Source organism: Fastidiosibacter lacustris (genome assembly GCF_003428155.1).
GTDB lineage: Bacteria > Pseudomonadota > Gammaproteobacteria > Francisellales > Francisellaceae > Caedibacter > Caedibacter lacustris.
This window is the reverse complement of record NZ_QLIR01000002.1, coordinates 113,763-130,886: the sequence shown is the minus strand read 5'-3', so window position 1 is coordinate 130,886 and position 17,124 is coordinate 113,763. Positions and strand designations below refer to the sequence as shown.

Sequence of the window (17,124 nt, the reverse complement as noted above, 5' to 3'; positions counted from 1 at the left end):
GGGAAACTAGCAAAATAAGCCATAAATAACGTAAGTTCTTTGTTTAAAAATCTAAATCTTTGTTTCGCTTTTAATAATTTTAGGAGTAATAAAAATCAATAACTCCTTATTCTCAACCCTATTACTGACACTACTAAATAACCAACCCAAAAGTGGAATATCACCTAAAAATGGAACTTTACTCTTAGAGTATTCAATCGTTTTTTCATAAATACCGCCTAAAACAACTGTTTGACCATTTTTAATCATCAATTTTGTTTTTATTTCCCTTTTGTCTAATGCAGGTTCTCCACTTGTGCTTAATTCCGCATCAGTAGATGGCGCATCTTTTTTAACGGTAACATCCAAAATAACATCCCCGTTTGGGGCGACTTGAGGTTTCACTTTAAGCTCTAATACTGCTTCTTTAAACGCAACACTAGCAGCTCCCGAAGCACTACTTTCATTATATGGAATCTCTTTACCTTGCTTAATAAATGCTTCTGTATTCTCTGCTACAACCAAGTGTGGAGATGAAATGATTTTTGCATCTCCTTCTGTTTCTAATGCAGATAACTCAAGAGTAAGATCAATCCCACCAAACAAACCTGCAAACGCTAAAGTTGCATTGGTTGAACCTTGGCTTGGTTTAGATGGATCTTGATAATTAGGTAAGATACTAATACTACTATCTTTGCCATTATTTGCTTTATAACCAAGTCCTAAATCAAATGCTGACTTTTTTGATACTTCAACGATGCGTGCCTCAATAAGCACTTGATCAACAGGCTCATCTAAATTATTAATCATCGAGCGAATGCCACTGATATAGTCTTTGGTATCCGTCACAATCAACATATTGGTACGCTCATCTGTTGCTATCGAACCGCGTGAAGACAAAAATCCCTGTTTACTAGATTCTAGCATCTTCATCACATTTTCAGCTTTGGCGTAGTTTAAATGAATATATTCTGTTGTCAGTGGTGCTGCTGCTTGATTGGCTTGCTCAGCTACCGCAGCCTCTTGATTTTGTGCCGCAATCTCTGCATTAGGTGCGATATAGAGTATGCTCCCCATCAACCGCTTCCCTAAGCTCTTTGATAACAAAATGATATTAAGTGCTTTCTCCCACGGTACTTGAGTGAGACTCAATGATACCTGCCCTTCAACCCCATCACTTATGACTAAGTTTAAACCAGCAAATTGGGCCATTGTTTGCAAAAGTGACCTGATCGGTACATCTTGAAATTTAAGTGAAATTTTCTTATTAACGCTAAATCCATCGATTTCCGTTTGCTTATTACTAATTTCTACTTCAAGTCCTGTACTTGTTGTTTTATGAGTATAGTGAAATGGGACATCCATCCGCATAATCATAATAAGTGAACTGCCTTCTTGCTGCAAATCAAGCGAAGACACAATTGTATTAAATATTGTAGTATCAATACTATGTAACCAATAATCTGCAATGCTTGTATTCTTAAATGTGATCACTAAAGTATTTTTATGTTCCAAGAAATCAATTGCTTCCGGTTGTTTTTCCCACAGCAGTTTCAATACCCCACCATTATTCACTGAACGCTGATAGCGAATATCCTCAATAAATCGATGCGTATGCGAAATATTAGTTAAATTTGTTTGGTTTTTTATTACTTCTAAAATATTTTCTGGCGAATTTATTTCTTTTACCGTAGTACCTTGAATGACAGCTAAATTTGTTTTTGGAACAGGAGCATCACTTTTTTTATCAATCACAGCTGATTGATTTAAATATTTTGACAAATCTAATTCAAGCGTTAAAAACGAACCAAAATGCAAAATACTTGCATCTACTGACAAAGTAAAAACGCATGTTAGTATAGATACAGATAACTTAAGTGCTTTAGTTTTCAGCATTTTTAGCCACCTGATTTAATTTTAAAAGCGTTGTTACTTTGTACCATTTCCCTTCTTTTCCTTTTTTACGCTCGTCTATCTCTACATACTCTGCCGTAATTTTCTCTATCCGTCCATAATCTCGCCCCAGATAGTCTCCAAGTTGTACAACATTTGCATGATGATTTTTAATGTTGGTTATAATAGCCCAAATTTGATCGCCTTGTTCAATTACACCTGAAAATCTTAAGTCTTCAAGTGGAATTTGCTCTAAAGGCAGCCTTTTACGTGCTAAATTTGGTTGGTACTTATTATCATCAACAACTTGTTTAGGTGCTTCTTTGACGAGTAGTTTTGCTGGGGTGTCAAATGGATTACGCAGGTTGGTTAAATTCAGCTGTTGAACTTTTACTACGTTAATTTTTGGTAAAGGTGCTATTTCCTGTGCGGGTGTTTTAGCCGAAATTTCATTTACGTAACTTACTAAATCCGTTTGCATGGCAAGCGCATTTTTTCCACAAAGCAACAACATAAGTGTTACTAACCAAATCAAGCACCAAACCTTCATTGGTTTTCTCCCATATTTGGTTTGAGCTTCAAGCTAAAAGTTTGCAAGCTCATACTCATTTGTAATATCCCATATTCACTGACTGAGGTATAAGGCACAATACGATAGTTTTCAATCAATATAATACGCGGTAATGTTTCTAGTTTATTAACGAAATTAGACAATTGCTCAAAAGTTCCATCACAAGACAGATCTATATCCAAAATTGCATAATTTTCTTTATACTCCAATGGTTGTGGATTGAGTAACTTAACACGCAGTCCATTTTGAAAGGCTAAATCTGATAGCTGTTCTATTAATTGTGGTAGCTCACTATCGGTAGGCAACGCATCAAGCGAATAGTTAAATATTTCTTGTAAGGTTTCTACTTGCTGTGCCAATATAGGTAACGCCTTACTACGTGAAATACTCTTAACCAACTGTTCTTTATACTGAGACTCAAGAGCAAAGGCATTTTCTCTTTGTTGATAACGCATACTCACTACAGTAACATAACCTAGCCCTATTACGAACAATAGGGTGATTAAGTTTAAAATAAGCTTGATCCAAAATGGTTGTACGCTTAAGCTATCCAATACCACAATTATCAACTTCTTCATTGTGGTTCCTTTTTTATTTTTTGAGTAATGTTAACAGTTATTTTAAAGGCATTCTCAGCACCATAACCAGGCTTACCAATTAAACTAATATTAGATAACACTGGTCTATCAAAAGTTGGATCGTTTTCTAAGGCACGCATCAATTGTGCAACTGCTTTACTATGCTCAGCACGTCCTTCAAATGAAAGTTCATTTTTATTTTTGTGGATGCTCGTTAGATAAACGGATGTAGGCAAAGCTGAAGATAAGCCCGACCAAACTGATAATACTCTCTGACGCTCAGTTTCTAAATTGTTTAATAGCTCAATTTTTCCCAATAATGCTATCTTTTCCTCCTCTAATTTAACGATGCGAGCATTTTCTTTTGCATAAACTGTAGTTTGCTCTTTTAAATAATTATTGCGCTTATATTGATTCGACAATCCTTGTGAAGCGATGATCACCCAAATAATTGTAATTAAAACACCTATTAGTGCTACGAAAATCAAGTCAAAAAGAAGTGCTTGCAAATGCCTCTTTTGACAAATTTGTCGCCACGGCAATAAGTTAAATTCGTGCATCAGCTGATTCCTTCTCTTGTTGCTAAACCAACCGTAAGGACATAACCTGCACCATGCTTAATTTGTTGAGCTTGGTTCATATTCAACAAATGAGTAAAAGGATTGATCATTATGGCCTCTAGCCCTGTAAAGTCTTTTACTACTTGCGTCAAATTATCAATCTCAACACGATCACCATAAAGCATCAATCGCTCAAGTTTTTTACCTTTATTAGATACATCAAACATCTGCAAATTACGTATAAGCCAAGCGGAAAGTGTATTCAAATAGTCTTCTTCGTTTAAGCTTGCAGAAACGCTTTTATGTTCAGCTAGGTAAATATTATCATTATCAAAGATGTGAATCTTAAATCGTTTATAATTCAAACAGACGAGCACATTATAATCTTCATTATAACTGACATGAAAAATCTGCATATAACGCTGCAACACATAACTATCAACATCAATAACCTCAATCGATAACCTACAGATTTTAGCCAAACGTTGATATTGTTCAATGTGGTCTTTATGTGCTGCAATAAGTAATAGTGCTTGGCTAGTACTATCACTTTGTGGTATTAACTTAAAATCAAAAAATGTATCTTCAACCGGATAAGAAACGTATTTATTGAAGTCTAATAAGATCGCATCTTTAAGTTGTGTTTCGTTAAGTCCTTTATCTATCTGTATTGTTTTGCTAATAACATTGGTGCTGCTTAAGACAAATCCTACTTTTTTGCTCTTCACCTTATTTCGTTTTAACAAATCGATGAGCGTTTCAGCCACAGTTGCGAAATCAATAATTTGATTATTCTCGATGATCCCTGCTTCCAATACTTCGCAATCTGCGACTTCCAATACATACTGACCTATAGCTTTTTTCTTTAAAACGACTATGCGCAAATAGCGATCTGACCAATCAATTGCAATAAGTGTTCTGCTTTGCAAGCGTGATAACAAAAATGACAACATGCACATTAGTCCATTAAATAAAACTGTCTATAGTATAACTAAGCTTCGTAAGAAAAACAGTGTAAATACTATACTTTATAAGGCGTTAATAGATATTGATTATTTTGATAACCAGATAATTCAACCAAATCGGTAATCTTACGCTTGCCTGCTCTATCTCTGGCAATAAAAACAATAAGGTCTATTGCTTGTAAAATAAGTGTTCTAGGTACAGTTACTACGGCTTCTTGAATCAAATCCTCAAAGCGGTAAGGTGTTGATTCTACGCTGTTGGCGTGAATCGTACATACTCCCCCTGGGTGCCCTGTATTCCAAGCTTTCAACAAGTCCAAGGCAGAACCATCTCGAACTTCGCCAATAATAATCCGATCTGGACGCATTCTCAACGAACCCTTTACTAATTCCCGCATACTAACAAAAGAGGTTGTTGTCATCGACACCAAATCGTCAACGTCTACCTGTAACTCTGGTAAATCCTCTATCACCAGCACACGATCTTGACTACCTGTTAGTTCAGCCAATAATGCATTACAAAATGTGGTTTTACCTGAACCCGTTCCGCCAACCACGACAATGTTTTTACGTTCATGCACAGCACGTTTTAACCCTTCTGACTGATTATTGGTTAATGCACCTTGCTCAACGTATTGGTCCAAAGTAAAAATTGCAATCGCACGTCTTCGGATCGAAAAACAAGCACGATTTACAACAGGAGGTAACCAACCTTGAAAACGTGCACCTTGGAATGGCAACTCAGCAGCTACTTCAGGGTGCTCCTCATTAGCCACGTGATTCTTAAATGAAGCAACAAGCTTAACGATATTCTCACTTTGCTCTGCTGGAATATAAATATCGGTTGCAACCTTTCCCTCACCAATACGTTCATAATGTACTCGACCATCTGGGTTTAACATGATTTCAATAATTTTATCATCATATAAATACGCCATAATCTGCTGACCAAATGCTGTTCTTAGCATGTTTAATTGGCGTTCTTCAATTAATACTCTTTGTATCATAACTTTATTGCCTTACTCACAATTTGGTTACGGCTAACAAGCCCATAATATCGACTATCAAAAGAATGAGAATGGGCAACACCTTGCATAAAATATTGATCTTTTGGGATTTGTGCACAGTACCTAAATACAGGTAATGACCTGCCTTTATCATCTTTGATATATACGCTTGCAATCCACTTCTCATTAATATAAACGGATTGATCCTTTATACATAGAAAATCCCCAGGTAATCCAACAACTTTCTTTATAAATGGCACTCCAGTTGGCAACCAACCACGTTCAACTACATAATCTTCTGTTTGCGTATTAGGCATAAAAACAACGTTATCACCTTTATCTAACGCAATCACTGGATAAGTAAAATACCACCCTTGTGGCATACTTGGTGTAAGTTGTTTAATAAAACCTATATGAAAGGTGTACAATATCCAATATATAACGTAAAAAATTACAATGGTAATAAGTCCCTTATAAAGTGCTTCAAAGCGGATCATTTATTTTAATCTTCTTTAATTTTACGTATGGTACTATCGGAAATACTCTTGTTAACAGTTGAAGCCTCTGCTACTTTGTCTTGCTTACGACTATTAAGTGAAGCACCTTGAACAGTGGTTGAAACGTTGACATTTGTATTTCCACTACCTGCATAAGATCCACCTGATACAATAGTAGCACCTGATTGTACCGCTCCACCCATTGCGACACTAGAACCTGCTACACCATGCATAGACGCAGCAGCTCCCACAGGAGATACTGAAACATGTGTGGATTGCATCGACGGTGATACGACAACATTTGCCGTTGCAGGGGCCATCATATTTTGGAAGATATTGCCACCCGGTTTACCAACTGCTCTTGCCAAATAAGAAGGCAAAGTATAAATCAGAATCAGTAAGATAAACGACGTAAAAAATAATGCTAATGGTTTCTCTAAACTGGTTGAATCACTAATTGATGTAATTTTTAAGCTTTGGAACAATGTAAATGCAACTCCTAAAATAAAAATCACTGCTAGCAATCTAACGCCTGTACGCAACAAATGCTGAATCGCTTTATAGAATAAATCCTGAGTCGGTTTAAACACACCTAAAGGCACCACAATTAATGATAAAACCGCAACAAAATAGAATAATACTACAGAAATAATAATCTGCGCACCAATAGCAGCAAAAATCAAGAGAAGTCCCATTCCTAAAATCAAGTAAAGCATAGAAAGTCCCACATTAAATGTACCATACTCTACTGAGATCTTCATCGTCGACACTCCAGCTTTAAAACCTATCACCCAAACCTTACCAGGACTATACAATAACGCTTGCGATTTTTCAGGTGCTATAATATAACCTACTTTAAGAAAGGTAACTAAAATCATGTTTAGCAATTCGGGGAAATACTTAACGATTGTAAAGAAAAAACCAATCTTAATGATCTTAACGATAAGATTGCCTACACCTTCGTCATGTTTAATAATCCAGACTAATCCAAATATAACAAGCTCTAATCCTGCAACAATTGCTAACAATGCTAAAGCAGAATTCTGTAATGTGCTAAGCTGCTGATTGATCTGCCCAATAAATCCAAACTGGATATCGTCTAATAACCGTGTACCTAAAACATTTGTTACATCTGCCATAATTTACCTATTGATTACTTTGTGCATCAGCACCCAATATTTTTGCAAACGGGTTTTCAACACGACCACCACTACTATCACCACCTTCAAACTGATCAGCAGTTGGATTTTGTCCCACATCGGCAAGAAAGTCTTCTTTTGATTGACCGTCATCCCGTAACAATTTATCAAAAACTTTCAAACCTTTAGAGGTTTTCTTATTCATCTCTTGCAGAAGCTGCTGATTTCCTTGCGCATTATTATTGTTATTACTGCTATTATTAGTTGCTGAGGTTGCAGGAGTATTACCATACATATTGTTACCATTATCCGAACCATAGTCATTGCCATAGGCATGTAAGCTCAATATCGTCAACAGTAAAATTATTCCGCGCTTCATTATTCACTCTGCCCATAAGGCGGTAAATAAGTGTCTTTAGTGACCAAAACAGAAAATTCTTTACCTGCGTTAATAGTAATTGTAGGTTTAATATTCATTGCACGCTCTGTAACCTTACCACCTACTTGAGTTGCTGTTTGACCTAAGCTTTGCAATACTGAGCTTTGCGCTACTTGGCCATAGTCGGGTGTACAGCTTTTGGTTCCATCGCTATTGACAGTACAAACTGCACCACTTTGTTGGCTGGCTACCTGAGCCGCTACTGCTGGCACATTAAATACAGTTGATAATGCCGCAGCACCAATGAGTTGTCCCCAGTGATTATTCACTTCATCTGCTAAGCCTGATACTCCTGAGTCATCCATGCCTTGCTGATTTGGTAAAATAATTGATGTACCATCTGGTCTAATCAAACGAATAAATTTTACCTGGACACTGGTATCACCATAGACAGTTTGAGAGTTATACTGACCAATCAAGGAACTACCACGTGGGATCAGTAACACCCCTCCACTTAAAGTATCGTAGACATCTTTTGACACACGAGCAACAATTGTACCTGGCAAGTCTGAAATAATTTTTGTTTGCAAAATCGCAGGAATTGAGTTACCCGCCATAATGACGTTGTCAGATATGGGTTTTTGAATTATGTTTTGATTGGTAATATCCTTAGCCGTAAGCCCGCCTTTCATGAAGTTCTCTCTCTGCTCTTCTGCTGTTTTTCCAGTTTGTTGACCATCTTGAGCTGCTTTTTCTGGCTGCTGATTATCTTGTGGAATTGGGCGAGGCGCTCCACCACCAAAGAAAATCGGCGCATTCATCGCCTCCCGATCCATTGGTGAGTAACTTGGCTCAGTTGGTTTTTGTGGTGCTATTGGTTGAGTTTTCAGGTTATTAATTTGCACTTGCAACTCTTGCAGTTGTGAGCGCTGCTGATTAATCATGCGCTGCAACTCTGGATTCTCCTGTTGAACGACCTTAACGGGTTGATCCATCCCTAGCTTTTTACGAATTGCTTGTGCATCTTTATAGCTAGACAGTTCATCTGAAACCTTGAGATTCTGTCCTGATGAATGGGCACTAAGATTCGAGCTATTGATGTCTGTGGTTGTTTTTTTAGGTGCATTAATTGAAAAAATAAATGCAACGATAATGATAAGTAATAATGCTCCGCCAACGAACGTAATTAACTTTTTGTTTAGCTCAGATGACCTTGGTGGCGTTGTTCTTACCGAAAGTTTATCTTGCTCTTTCTTAGCCATAATAACCCTTGATTATATTTATTTTTGTGAAATTTCAACGACTGTTTCACCAGATTGTTTTGTTCCAATTTTCAAATATGCATCTTTGATTACTGTATCGACAATCATATAATCGCCTTTCATCCGCCAGTTGAAGTTTGCCGTACCATAACCACCATCATTTGATTTAATAAATGGGACAGGCATCGTCGCATTACTGACTACGACTTCATGTGGGAATTTGATATAAGTTTGATGTCCTGAGCTAAAGATCTGCTCAGGGTACCACGCTGGCGTATCACCTTTTAACATGCTCCAAGTATAGTTAAACTTCATCTCTGATAAATTTAAATCCATACCTGATAATTGTTGTGGTGGTGGCAGTAATGTACTATTTTCAACTCCAGCATTCAAATTCCCTAAATTACCACCATTAAAGCCTTGCACCATATCACTTGGGTATTGCCATCTAACTGAAACCATTGCCTGATCTGGATCTACTGATTTCAAGATCACGTGATACGTCCGCTTATTTGTTGTGATAATCATTGAGTTAGTAAGGTCAGATTTTTGTGGCTTAACTAAAATATGCCAACGCAAATCTTTTCCTTCGCCACTATAAGTAGATGCTATCTGCCATCTAAGTGTATCACCTGCTGCTTGCGAAATGATTTTTTCATTAGGTTCAAAGACGATATCTGTAATGTTAAGAGGTGCTGTATAAATTGTGTACATCGCACCTGGCATATAACTATATGTCATCATTGCATTAAAGAAATCGTTTTGATCCGGAAAGTGTTGTGCATTTTTATTCGCTTGTGCAACTACTTGCTCTTTTGTCAAAATTGGTTTTTGTGTCGTTTTTTCAACTTCTGCATTTGGTACAGGGCGAAGTTGTCCTGGCATAGGCACAGGAATATACTCACGAATTACTTTAGCACCTGCACTACCTTCTTGCTTTGCTTCAACAAATTTACCTGAATCAATATCACCTTGATAACTATTGGTTGCACAACCTAGCATTACAATAGTGGTTATTGGAAGTAAATGGCTTATTTTTTTCAATTTCATTGACTTGATCCTTTTTCGCTAAATGAGAAGAACCCTAATTTTAACCCTAATGGATTAATGATCATTTGGTTTAAAGTTTTTGGTGGAATGCTGGGTGAGAAAGTAAAAATTCCAGAGTAAATTTTTACACTCTCAACTGCACCATCTCTGTTATAAGTTGTCGTTTGAAACGTGATTTCAAAACTATTATTACTCGCTTCATTTGCATTTGTCACCACTGTGGTAATGGTTTTATCACCAATCAACTTTAACGGGTTAAGCGCTTGATACACTTGTTTGAGTTGATCTTCTGCTCGCCCTGATACAGAAAGTAGTGCTGCTTGCCATTGGCGATTTAAAACAATAGGATCAAGCGGAATTTCAGTAATATTCTTAATGAAGTCACTTGCAAACGAAATTTTCTGCGCCACCGTTGGAACATAACTCTGTGAAGCTGTTTGGACATTGACAACACTTTCTTGTGGTTTTACTTCGGCAACGTAAACATACATTTTTTGTCTATTTGCTTCGATGATAATTGCTAGCACTAATAAAATACAAATAATCAAAATCGCAATGCTTGCCATCATCCAATTACGTGCTTGCTTTTTAGCACTACCAATACGAGCTTCCCACTCTTCATAGGCTCGTTGATAGTTTGTTTTACCTTGTTGCTCTTCTTTCATTCATTACAACCTTTGGATTGTCAGTTTTTGAATATAAATTCCTAAAGGATTTATATTCACCTGTTTTTGTGTTTCAAGTGGCTGATGAACAAACCTCCCAGAAATCATCAAAATTGCTTTGTTGTTTTTATCGACTAATTCAACGCTAAAGTTGTTACCGTTAATCATGAAATTTTTAAATACAGATTGTGTCATCTGTGTTTTGTTAAAACTTTTTAAACCAGCTTGTAAAATCGACCATGATACTTCATCAACAAAACTTTCATACGCTTTATCACCCTTTACACTTAATAACATAGATTTGATAAACTCAGCCACAACAGCTTCATTTACAATGTAATTTGGGCTTAAAATTTGAGGCGGGGACTTTAAAAAACCCTTATTTGTTATCTGTTCAACCAAAATTTTATAAGGAATAGTATTAAAGTAAGCGATTAAAATAAGCGTTAAAATAAAATTGAATCCAACACCACAAAAAAATACTACGCGCCAAATATATGACTTATAGACAAGCTGTCCGATTGGTTTATCAAATAACTGATTCTGCTTTTGAAAGGGTGTTATGACCTCAGCTTGACGATAAGACTGAACCTCCTTACCAAAAGGAAAGCTATTGGGTTGCATTTAAGTCTACTCCTTTATAATGCTTTTCTATTATTTCATATGCCCAATCCAATCCTTTGCCATGTAAATAACTTTTTAGAAAATAGTTATAACCTTTATTCTGCGCCAAAATCTCACACATGTATTTTCTCTCTTGAGGTTTACTTACTGCACAAAATGCCAATGCAATTGGACCTAAACCCAAATCAAACAAACAATTCCCTTTGTGTGATTGAAAATAATATTGTCGTTTCGGAATCGCGTGCCCTAAAATTTGCACTTGCCTTAAATTCAGCCCTAATGATTCATAACCTTGTGATACAGCAGGCTCCATTGAACGATCATTTGGTAAGAAAATTCGTGATGGACACGACTCGTTAAGTGCTGATACTAAAGGAGATTTAATGGCATCATCCACGGATTGTGTAGCAAAAATAACCGATACATTTAACTTTCTAAGCGTTTTTAGCCACTCTTTGATTTTTGATGCAAAAATTGGGTGATCTAAGAAAAGCCATGCTTCATCTAAAATCATCAAACTTGGGCAACCATTAAATCGTTTTTCTAATACATGAAAGATATAAGCAAGTACAGGAGCAATAATCTTTGGCATCGCCATTAAGCGTTCCATTTCAAAGCATTGCCAATTTGCATCACTAAAATGCTCTTCATCACAATCTAAAATTTCTCCATATGGACCACCTAATACATAGGAGTCCAACGCCATTCTAAGTGCCCTATCTTGAACGAAAGACCTTAAACCCGTTAGAGTCCTTTGCTCCTTGGGAACTTCTGAGAGATTAATAAGTGCAAGCCAAACTGTTTCTTTTACTTCTGGTGTAATTTCAACCTTCTCATTCTCCAAAAGTCCAAGCACCCAGTCATGTGCCCATACTCGTTCACTATTTTGATCAATCTCAGCCAAAGGTTGAAACACCAAACCACCCTTACCAACATCTCCAACTTCATAAAAGTGCCCTTTAACCCCTTGAGTTAATGCAAAAAAACTACCACCTTTATCAAAAATAAAGACTTGCGCATTTTGATAACGCAGAAACTGTGCTGCCATCACATTTAATAATACTGACTTACCAGCTCCTGTTGGTCCTAAAATCATCTGATGTCCAACATCGCCAATATGGTTAGACAGCCTAAATGGCGTATTGCCTGCAGTACGCGCATACAACAGTGGTGGTGCATTCAAGTGCATATTCATCTCTGGTCCGGCCCAAACGGCAGAAAATGGTAACAGATGTGCTAAGTTCAAACTGTGCATTAGAGGCGTCCGCACGTTAGCATTTGCTTGTCCAGGAATAGACGATAGCCAAGCTTCAACTGAATTAATCGTTTCAGAAACAGTTACAAAACCTAAACCATTTACCACCCGTTCAACTTCACGCTGCTTCTCATAAACTTTTTCCCTATCGGCATCCCAAACCGTCACCGTTGCCGTGTAGTAGCCAAAAGATACCAAATCATCTGATAGCTCTGACAATGCTTCATCTGCATCATTGGATTTTTGCACAGCTGCACTATCAACCATTGCACTTTCGCTTTTGGACATCACCTCTTTTAAGATAGTTAAACCACCTTTTCGTTTAGCAAACCATTGGCGTTTATAACTTTTGAGTACTTTTTCTGCTTCATCTTTGTCTAACGGCAAAAAACGTGTGACCCAACGATACTGTAACGGTAAATGATTCAAACCATCCAAAATAGCTGGCACCGAAGTTGTTGGGAAACCTAAGATAGAAATAGTTTTTAAATAATACTCACCAAGTTTAGGTTCAAGCCCTCCTAACAGTGGCGTATCTGCCAATACTCCATCTAAATAGCTTGGATTGTCCGGTACAGTCACCTTATGTGCACGCTCTGATATACAATTATGCAAATAAGTCAGCGTTTCTTCATCGCTTAACTCATCAATCTCATACATGAAATCTTGCATGATATCGTACAGTTGATTGATCGTTGCCAAAAAATAATTCATCAGTTTTTTGTAACCAGTATCGTGCTCATCATCACTTTTTTTCTCTTTGACAAACAGTCCTGATAACTTGGATACTGATTCTCTTTGCGGTAAATATTGGAAAGTTAAAAAATATTCACTTTCATAGTTTTCACCCTTACGTTCGAATAGATCCTTACGCTCAACATCCATAAGCCAACTTACTGGATCGGGGAAATAATTCTCCGAAGGGTAACGCATTGCAGGCTTGCGTCTTGCCTCAATATACAATGCCCAGCCTGAACCTAACCTTTTTAAGGTATTGTTTAGCCTTGCTGTAATTGAGACAAGTTGAGATTGTGTAGATGATTCCAAATCAGGTCCACGAAAACCAAATGTCTTTTGAAATGATCCATCTTTGTTCAATATTACACCTTTATCAACAAGCACTGCCCACGGCAATAAATCGGTAATTCTGTCAGGTTTTTTGCGAAACTCAGCAATATTGAACATATCTCTTATACACCATAATAATTTTTTTGTTTAATATGTCGCACCATGACCTGAAAAAACTGTGGATCTTTCTTTGTCATCAGTACTGCTACAGTATGCAAAACGATGAAAATTGGAATACCATACCAAGACTGCATACCAAGAACAATTGCTGCCCCCAAAGTCCCATTTAAAATAAAAAACTGTCTAGGTACCCCTGCTGTTAACAATGGTGTTGTCAACGAATTATGTATTCTAATCACAAAACCTGGCACTGCCATTTAAACCACATCCTTTAATATATTTTCAAAACATATTTAGAGTTTTAAACCACTCAATCAAGCTCTAAATTATTGCAACGCTTAAATTGTAAGATGAAAGCTTGCCTCTTGCTCTTTATCTACTGCAAGCATTAAACTCACAATCATAAACACAAGCATACCACTAGAAATGGACGTTTAGAAAATAAGACCTGACCCACGATTAAATAGTCCAGAAATCAAGCTTGCAGCAGTAAAGGCAATCGCAAGCCCCATCACAACCTGAAATAAACGTCTAACACCACTGCCACCTTCACCAAAAGCAATGCCTAGACCCGCTATCACAATACAAATAACACCCGCCATTTGCGCAATTGGACCTGAGATGACATCCATAATTTGTTGAAGCGGTCCTGTCATTGCAGAAAATGCATTGTTTTGTGTCCCAGTTGCGTACGAAGCCATAATGGTTAGTGGTAGCATGGACAACACAAGCAAAGCACGTCTTAAAAAAGCAATATAGTTTTTCATGTTAGCTATCTCCTTTATAAAGGGTTCCTGTAAATATTTATCGTTATATTAGTTAAATCTATTGGTAAATCAAGGACTGGATGCTGCACATAGCCAAAATTATTGCTCCATCACACAAATATTTAACATTCTTCTTAGCGGTTCTGCCGCTCCCCACAATAATTGATCACCAACTGTAAATAGCTGAATATGACGATTAGATAAATTTGTCCTTTTAACACGTCCTACACTAATATTCAAGGTGTCTGTCACCGCCATAGGTGTTAAATATTTTGCTGTTTCTTGTGGAGTATTTTCAACAAACCTCACCCAAGGATTAGCTGAACTTAACAACGTTTCTATTTCTCTTAAGCTAACTGTTTTTTTAAGCTCAATAGTTAACGCTTGACTATGTGCTCTTAATACAGGAACACGTACACAAATACCATCAATTGCAATCAAATCTGCTCTTGTCAAGATTTTATTTAGTTCAGCTTGAATTTTCCATTCCTCTTTACTTTGACCATTTGGCAATACCGTATCAATAAATGGCAACACATTAAATGCCATAGCTGTCATGAAATTCATACACGGAAAAGCTTCACTTTGTGACTTAAGTCGTATTGCTTTTTCAGTTTCTAAAATATCGCCTGTCGCCACTACATCACGATCTAAAATTGCTGTTTGCTGTAAAAGCTCTTGCATGGCATTGGCTCCTGCTCCTGATACTGCTTGGTAGCTCATCACTGAAATCCAATTGATCAGATCTGCATTGATTAAACCTTGAATAGCTAACATCATAAGACTGACTGTACAATTGCTACCAATATAGTTCTTAATACCCGAATTCAATGCTGCATCTATTTTTTTACGATTAATCGGATCTAGCACAATCATACTTTCTTGCTCCATGCGATAATACGATGCTGCATCAATCCAAAAACCTTTCCAACCCAGCTTTCTTAATTGTGGCAACACTCGCTGGCTATACTCACTACCCTGACAAGTTACAAGGACATTCATTTCTGTAAGCAGCTTCATATCATAAGCATCTTGAAGTATTGCATTACCATTTATGACTTCTGGTGCAATCTGCCCCTTTTGTGAAGTACTGAAAAAAACAGAGTTAAATCGATTAAAATCTTGCTCTTGAGTCATCCTTTGGATTAGCACAGAACCCACCATGCCTCGCCAACCAATAAAACCGACCTGTTTTTTTAACATTCTGCTTACCTAACCTTTTATGACAACACTTCTTCTTTATACCAATTAAACCGCCAAAACACACTATCCATTGTTAAGCTATTTTGTTGATTACTGTATAGCCATGCCATAAAAATCAATGCAGGTGGAACGCTTCTTAGCTTGCTATTGTTACAAGCAGTCACATCACACGTCATAGCAATTGTATTTTGAGCTTGAGTATCGGTCAATATAAAAGCACATGCATATTGCTGATCATATACCACTTGGTAACGTTCATAAAGAAGAGGTAAAACTTCATCATAAATAACAATCATTACTTTGGTTTTTGGATTTAATTGCAAATAAACGACAGCCTCAAAAAAAGCCATAAAAAATGTGTCCTCTCCAGCTGAGATCGAATTGATATTGCTCGTGATATTTTTGGTAATCGACAATAAACCTGAGGCAGTATTGTGCACAGATTGGGAAAAATCAGTAGGTGAGAGCATCTGTCTATTGCTAATTTGCTGCAATATCAATTGTATACGCGAACTTTCTCCATGTTGTGACGCAAAGATCACATAATCAACTTGTGTTTCTTGTCCTAAACATTCAAATGCTATATCCAGTGCTAACTTCACACTATCGCTTGAACGCCTTTTTAAACTTGCCGGTAAATGTGTCGTCTTTACTTTCTCACATTTATGCAGTTTTGTTTGACCTTGATACCACTGCTGCCAATCAGAAGGACTCTTTAGTTGTGGAGCAAAACCGTAAAAGCGTTGTAGATAAAATTTAAACTGCTTCATAACTCTCTATAACCTTGATTATTCTCTGCGTTAATTTATACCACTGTCTATAGGCTTTACAAGTATCGTTTATCTTCTACCTATTGCATTTTTGGTTTGCCTGGTTTGTCCATTTTGCCTTGTCTGAATTTAGTATCAACAGAATTAACCGATACACCTTTGACTTCAACCAGCAAATCATGCCTTTGTACACGAGGTTTTGTAAACTCCAAATTATCCAAATTAAATGAGCAACTTGATTCTGCCACTAGATAGCGTTAACAATTAATACTGCGCTTTTTTTTAAAAAAATCTTTCAATAACTGGCTTGCTTCTTTCATTAACACCCCACCCTGAACATCTAACCTGTGGTTTAAAAAATTAGATTGATGTAAATGAGCTTGAGAGCAAATCACACCTGCTTTTGGTTCAGTTGTTGCAAAATAAACACACCTCAAGCGAGCATGTACCATCGCACCTAGACACATCATACATGACTCTAAAGTGACATATATATCACACTCAGGTAAGCGGTAATTATGCTTTGCCATACCAGCCTGTCGTAAGGCAATAATTTCAGCGTGTGCCGTTGGATCAGATAAGCGAATCACTTGATTAAAGCCTGTTCCAATAATTTCATTATTTAAAACAATCACAGCACCCACAGGTACCTCGTCATATTGCAACGCTTTTTTAGCCTGTTGTAATGCGACTTGCATCCATTTTTCATGTTCAGGTAAAGACATTCTCGCGTGTGTTTCTATATGCCAAAAGATAACTTATAATATACTAA

Annotated in this window: 19 protein-coding genes; all 19 read right to left on the bottom strand. The window is 37.0% G+C overall.

The genetic code is table 11. The features are described 5' to 3' along the window. Window positions 1–51: 51 nt before the first annotated feature. Window positions 52–1,875 carry a type IV pilus secretin PilQ gene (locus DNJ77_RS01880; RefSeq protein ID WP_116963307.1) on the bottom strand — a complete coding sequence of 608 codons (1,824 nt, stop codon included), beginning with the start codon at window positions 1,873–1,875 and terminating at the stop codon, window positions 52–54. Next, entirely contained in the window at window positions 1,862–2,386 is a 525-nt protein-coding gene (locus DNJ77_RS01875) for a pilus assembly protein PilP (protein ID WP_157966552.1), read from the bottom strand. The genes DNJ77_RS01880 and DNJ77_RS01875 overlap by 14 nt, the downstream gene beginning before the upstream one ends. A gap of 32 nt (window positions 2,387–2,418) precedes the next feature. Then, a complete protein-coding gene (locus tag DNJ77_RS01870; RefSeq protein ID WP_116963305.1) occupies window positions 2,419–3,021 on the bottom strand; it encodes a type IV pilus inner membrane component PilO in 603 nt (200 codons plus the stop codon). Continuing rightward, window positions 3,018–3,581 carry a PilN domain-containing protein gene (locus tag DNJ77_RS01865; protein ID WP_116963304.1) on the bottom strand — a complete coding sequence of 188 codons (564 nt, stop codon included), beginning with the start codon at window positions 3,579–3,581 and terminating at the stop codon, window positions 3,018–3,020. The genes DNJ77_RS01870 and DNJ77_RS01865 overlap by 4 nt, the downstream gene beginning before the upstream one ends. Further along, complete coding sequence (pilM, locus tag DNJ77_RS01860) at window positions 3,581–4,534, bottom strand: type IV pilus biogenesis protein PilM (RefSeq protein ID WP_192877923.1); 954 nt, start codon at window positions 4,532–4,534, stop codon at window positions 3,581–3,583. The genes DNJ77_RS01865 and pilM overlap by 1 nt, the downstream gene beginning before the upstream one ends. 68 nt (window positions 4,535–4,602) lie before the next feature. Beyond that, window positions 4,603–5,553, bottom strand: coding sequence for a P-type conjugative transfer ATPase TrbB (trbB, locus tag DNJ77_RS01855; protein ID WP_116963302.1), 951 nt, complete (start codon window positions 5,551–5,553; stop codon window positions 4,603–4,605). Then, window positions 5,550–6,050 carry a signal peptidase I gene (gene lepB, locus DNJ77_RS01850; RefSeq protein ID WP_116963301.1) on the bottom strand — a complete coding sequence of 167 codons (501 nt, stop codon included), beginning with the start codon at window positions 6,048–6,050 and terminating at the stop codon, window positions 5,550–5,552. Before lepB ends, trbB begins: the two co-directional genes overlap by 4 nt. A gap of 5 nt (window positions 6,051–6,055) precedes the next feature. Then, window positions 6,056–7,189: a type IV secretion system protein gene (locus DNJ77_RS01845; RefSeq protein WP_116963300.1), complete on the bottom strand. Its 1,134-nt coding sequence runs from the start codon at window positions 7,187–7,189 to the stop codon at window positions 6,056–6,058. A gap of 7 nt (window positions 7,190–7,196) precedes the next feature. Next, on the bottom strand, window positions 7,197–7,568 hold the full coding sequence (locus tag DNJ77_RS01840) for a hypothetical protein (protein ID WP_116963299.1): 372 nt from the start codon (window positions 7,566–7,568) through the stop codon (window positions 7,197–7,199). Further along, window positions 7,568–8,830 carry a TraB/TrbI/VirB10 family type IV secretion system protein gene (locus DNJ77_RS01835; protein WP_116963298.1) on the bottom strand — a complete coding sequence of 421 codons (1,263 nt, stop codon included), beginning with the start codon at window positions 8,828–8,830 and terminating at the stop codon, window positions 7,568–7,570. The genes DNJ77_RS01840 and DNJ77_RS01835 overlap by 1 nt, the downstream gene beginning before the upstream one ends. An 18-nt stretch (window positions 8,831–8,848) precedes the next feature. Then, on the bottom strand, window positions 8,849–9,880 hold the full coding sequence (locus DNJ77_RS01830; RefSeq protein WP_116963297.1) for a TrbG/VirB9 family P-type conjugative transfer protein: 1,032 nt from the start codon (window positions 9,878–9,880) through the stop codon (window positions 8,849–8,851). Beyond that, complete coding sequence (locus DNJ77_RS01825) at window positions 9,877–10,545, bottom strand: VirB8 family type IV secretion system protein (RefSeq protein ID WP_116963296.1); 669 nt, start codon at window positions 10,543–10,545, stop codon at window positions 9,877–9,879. The genes DNJ77_RS01830 and DNJ77_RS01825 overlap by 4 nt, the downstream gene beginning before the upstream one ends. A 3-nt stretch (window positions 10,546–10,548) precedes the next feature. After that, the gene (locus DNJ77_RS01820; RefSeq protein WP_116963295.1) at window positions 10,549–11,169 is read right to left on the bottom strand and encodes a hypothetical protein; all 621 of its coding nucleotides are present in this window, start codon (window positions 11,167–11,169) and stop codon (window positions 10,549–10,551) included. Continuing rightward, window positions 11,156–13,609, bottom strand: coding sequence for a conjugal transfer protein TrbE (trbE, locus tag DNJ77_RS01815; protein ID WP_116963294.1), 2,454 nt, complete (start codon window positions 13,607–13,609; stop codon window positions 11,156–11,158). The genes DNJ77_RS01820 and trbE overlap by 14 nt, the downstream gene beginning before the upstream one ends. 5 nt (window positions 13,610–13,614) lie before the next feature. Further along, on the bottom strand, window positions 13,615–13,869 hold the full coding sequence (locus DNJ77_RS01810) for a VirB3 family type IV secretion system protein (protein ID WP_116963293.1): 255 nt from the start codon (window positions 13,867–13,869) through the stop codon (window positions 13,615–13,617). Window positions 13,870–14,046: 177 nt separating this feature from the next. After that, window positions 14,047–14,379 (bottom strand): TrbC/VirB2 family type IV secretion system protein, encoded by a 333-nt coding sequence (locus DNJ77_RS01805; protein WP_116963292.1) that lies wholly within the window; start codon window positions 14,377–14,379, stop codon window positions 14,047–14,049. Window positions 14,380–14,478: 99 nt separating this feature from the next. Further along, a complete protein-coding gene (gene asd / locus DNJ77_RS01800) occupies window positions 14,479–15,582 on the bottom strand; it encodes an aspartate-semialdehyde dehydrogenase (RefSeq protein ID WP_116963291.1) in 1,104 nt (367 codons plus the stop codon). A gap of 17 nt (window positions 15,583–15,599) precedes the next feature. Continuing rightward, window positions 15,600–16,352 (bottom strand): beta-ketoacyl synthase chain length factor, encoded by a 753-nt coding sequence (locus DNJ77_RS01795; protein ID WP_116963290.1) that lies wholly within the window; start codon window positions 16,350–16,352, stop codon window positions 15,600–15,602. 257 nt (window positions 16,353–16,609) lie between these two features. After that, window positions 16,610–17,077 carry a tRNA adenosine(34) deaminase TadA gene (gene tadA, locus DNJ77_RS01790; RefSeq protein WP_116963289.1) on the bottom strand — a complete coding sequence of 156 codons (468 nt, stop codon included), beginning with the start codon at window positions 17,075–17,077 and terminating at the stop codon, window positions 16,610–16,612. Between the last annotated feature and the right edge of the window lie 47 nt (window positions 17,078–17,124).

Excerpts from the sequence above, each read along its gene's own strand:
- DNJ77_RS01880 (WP_116963307.1), bottom strand. The coding sequence starts at position 1,875 with ATGCTGAAAACTAAAGCACTTAAGTTATCTGTATCTATACTAACATGC.
- DNJ77_RS01875 (WP_157966552.1), bottom strand. The coding sequence starts at position 2,386 with ATGTTGTTGCTTTGTGGAAAAAATGCGCTTGCCATGCAAACGGATTTA.
- DNJ77_RS01870 (WP_116963305.1), bottom strand. The coding sequence starts at position 3,021 with ATGAAGAAGTTGATAATTGTGGTATTGGATAGCTTAAGCGTACAACCA.
- DNJ77_RS01865 (WP_116963304.1), bottom strand. The coding sequence starts at position 3,581 with ATGCACGAATTTAACTTATTGCCGTGGCGACAAATTTGTCAAAAGAGG.
- pilM (WP_192877923.1), bottom strand. The coding sequence starts at position 4,534 with ATGTTGTCATTTTTGTTATCACGCTTGCAAAGCAGAACACTTATTGCA.
- trbB (WP_116963302.1), bottom strand. The coding sequence starts at position 5,553 with ATGATACAAAGAGTATTAATTGAAGAACGCCAATTAAACATGCTAAGA.
- lepB (WP_116963301.1), bottom strand. The coding sequence starts at position 6,050 with ATGATCCGCTTTGAAGCACTTTATAAGGGACTTATTACCATTGTAATT.
- DNJ77_RS01845 (WP_116963300.1), bottom strand. The coding sequence starts at position 7,189 with ATGGCAGATGTAACAAATGTTTTAGGTACACGGTTATTAGACGATATC.
- DNJ77_RS01840 (WP_116963299.1), bottom strand. The coding sequence starts at position 7,568 with ATGAAGCGCGGAATAATTTTACTGTTGACGATATTGAGCTTACATGCC.
- DNJ77_RS01835 (WP_116963298.1), bottom strand. The coding sequence starts at position 8,830 with ATGGCTAAGAAAGAGCAAGATAAACTTTCGGTAAGAACAACGCCACCA.
- DNJ77_RS01830 (WP_116963297.1), bottom strand. The coding sequence starts at position 9,880 with ATGAAATTGAAAAAAATAAGCCATTTACTTCCAATAACCACTATTGTA.
- DNJ77_RS01825 (WP_116963296.1), bottom strand. The coding sequence starts at position 10,545 with ATGAAAGAAGAGCAACAAGGTAAAACAAACTATCAACGAGCCTATGAA.
- DNJ77_RS01820 (WP_116963295.1), bottom strand. The coding sequence starts at position 11,169 with ATGCAACCCAATAGCTTTCCTTTTGGTAAGGAGGTTCAGTCTTATCGT.
- trbE (WP_116963294.1), bottom strand. The coding sequence starts at position 13,609 with ATGTTCAATATTGCTGAGTTTCGCAAAAAACCTGACAGAATTACCGAT.
- DNJ77_RS01810 (WP_116963293.1), bottom strand. The coding sequence starts at position 13,869 with ATGGCAGTGCCAGGTTTTGTGATTAGAATACATAATTCGTTGACAACA.
- DNJ77_RS01805 (WP_116963292.1), bottom strand. The coding sequence starts at position 14,379 with ATGAAAAACTATATTGCTTTTTTAAGACGTGCTTTGCTTGTGTTGTCC.
- asd (WP_116963291.1), bottom strand. The coding sequence starts at position 15,582 with ATGTTAAAAAAACAGGTCGGTTTTATTGGTTGGCGAGGCATGGTGGGT.
- DNJ77_RS01795 (WP_116963290.1), bottom strand. The coding sequence starts at position 16,352 with ATGAAGCAGTTTAAATTTTATCTACAACGCTTTTACGGTTTTGCTCCA.
- tadA (WP_116963289.1), bottom strand. The coding sequence starts at position 17,077 with ATGTCTTTACCTGAACATGAAAAATGGATGCAAGTCGCATTACAACAG.